The organism is Gordonibacter pamelaeae 7-10-1-b (genome assembly GCF_000210055.1).
Lineage (GTDB): Bacteria > Actinomycetota > Coriobacteriia > Coriobacteriales > Eggerthellaceae > Gordonibacter > Gordonibacter pamelaeae.
In genome coordinates, this window is sequence record NC_021021.1 from 2,966,920 (window position 1) to 2,968,808 (window position 1,889).

The following is a 1,889-nucleotide window of genomic DNA, read 5'->3' on the forward strand; positions in this document are numbered from 1 at the left end:
GTGGCCGCGCACGTGGTGCGCGACATGGACACGGCGCCCGAGAACGCCTGCGCAGGCCTGGGCTACGTCATAGGCGACGCGGACGAGCGCACGCGGCTCGTGGCGGTGGACATCCTGCTGGACGCGCTCATGGGCAGCAACGAGGCGCCGGCGAAGCGCGCGCTGCTCGACGCCGGCCTGGCCGACGACGTGCAGGCGTTCGTGGCCGACGGGATGCTGCAGCCGTTCGCCGTCGTGCAGCTGCGCGGGTCGAAGCCCGGAGCCGCCGAGCGCTTCCGCGCCGCCTTCGAGGACGCGCTGCGCGCCGCGGCGGAGCAGGGCATCGACCGCACGCTCGTAGAGGCGTCGCTCTCGCGCGCCGAGTTCGTCATGCGCGAGCGCGACTTCGGCATGGCCGACGGCGTGGCGCTGTCCATGACGGCGCTTTCGGGCTGGCTCTACGACGACGAGATGGCCACGACCTACCTGCGCTACGAGGACGACTTCGCCCTGCTGCGCCGCGAGCTGGGCACGGGCTACTTCGAGCGCCTGATGATCGACGTGTTCCTGGAGAGCGACCACTGGGCGCTGGCCGAGGTGCGGCCCCTGGAGGGCGACGGGGACGCCTACGAGTCCGAGCGCCTGCGGGCCGCCGAGGCCGCCATGGGCCCCGAGGACTTCGCGCGCGTGGCCGACGAGGAGGCCGAGCTGCGCCGCCTGCAGACCGAGCCCGACTCGCCCGAGGCGCTGGCCACGCTGCCGCGGCTGTCCGTGGCCGACATCGGCCCGGCGCCCGTCGAGCCCGCCTACGGCCTGGCAGGGGGCACGCCCGTGCCCTGCGTGCGCCACGATATACCCACGCGCGGCATCGCGTACGCCTACCGCTACTTCGACCTGGGACGCGCACGCTTCGAGGAGCTGCCCTACGTGGCCGTGCTCGCGCTCGTGCTGGGCAAGCTGGGCACGGCGCGCCACACGGCCGCCGAGATCGACACGCTGGTGAACGGCCGGCTGGGCAGCCTCTCGTTCTTCGCCGACATCTACGAGGGCGACGACGGCGCGCGTGATCTGGCGCCCAAGCTCGTGGTGGGCGCAAGCGCGCTCTCCGAGAACGTGGAGGCCGCCTGCGAGCTTCCGCTGGAGATCATGCTGGAGACCGATTTCTCTGATGCCGGGAAGATCAAGGACGTGCTGCAGCAGCGGCGCATCGGCATGGAGCAGGGCTTCGCCGCAGCCGGCCATGCGGCCGCCATGGCGCGCGCGGCATCGTACTACCTGCCGGCCGGCGTCGTGCGCGAGCAGCTGGGCGGCGTGGATTTCTACCGCTTCCTGAAGGACCTGCTCGCGCACTACGACGAGCGCTCGGACGAGCTGGCTGCACGCTTGTCCGAGCTGGCGGGGCGCCTGTTCGTGGACGACGGCTGCACGGTGGGCTTCACGGGCTCCGACGACGACTTCGAGCGCTTCTGGAAGGCCGGGGCCGTCACGGGCCGCGCCGGCTCCTCCGAGCATCTGCTGGCCGTGCCCGCACCCGTCGTGCGCAACGAGGCGTTCATCGTGCCCACCGACGTGTGCTACGCGGCGCAGGGCTTCGACCGCCGCGCCGACGGCGCACCCTACACGGGGGCGTGGCAGGTGGCCGCGCGCGCGCTGTCCTACGACTTCCTGTGGAACGAGGTGCGCGTGAAGGGCGGCGCCTACGGGGCCGGCTTCGGCGCGACGCGCACGGGCAACCTGCGCTTCTACTCCTACCGCGACCCGCATCTGGACGAGACGCTCGCACGCTTCGCTGCCTCGGCAGCCTGGTCGAGGCGTTCGACCCGAAGCCCGAGGCCATGGAGGGCTACGTGGTGAGCACCGTGGCGGGCTTCGACGCGCCGCTCAAGGCGCGCGCGCTGGCGCGGCGCCAG

The 1,889-nt window shown here is 72.6% G+C and carries 1 protein-coding gene; it reads left to right on the top strand.

Annotated elements, in window-relative coordinates; translation table 11 throughout:
• On the top strand, positions 1-1,833 hold a 1,833-nt coding region (locus GPA_RS13685; RefSeq protein WP_462486145.1), incomplete at its 5' end, for an insulinase family protein.
• Positions 1,834-1,889: the final 56 nt, after the last annotated feature.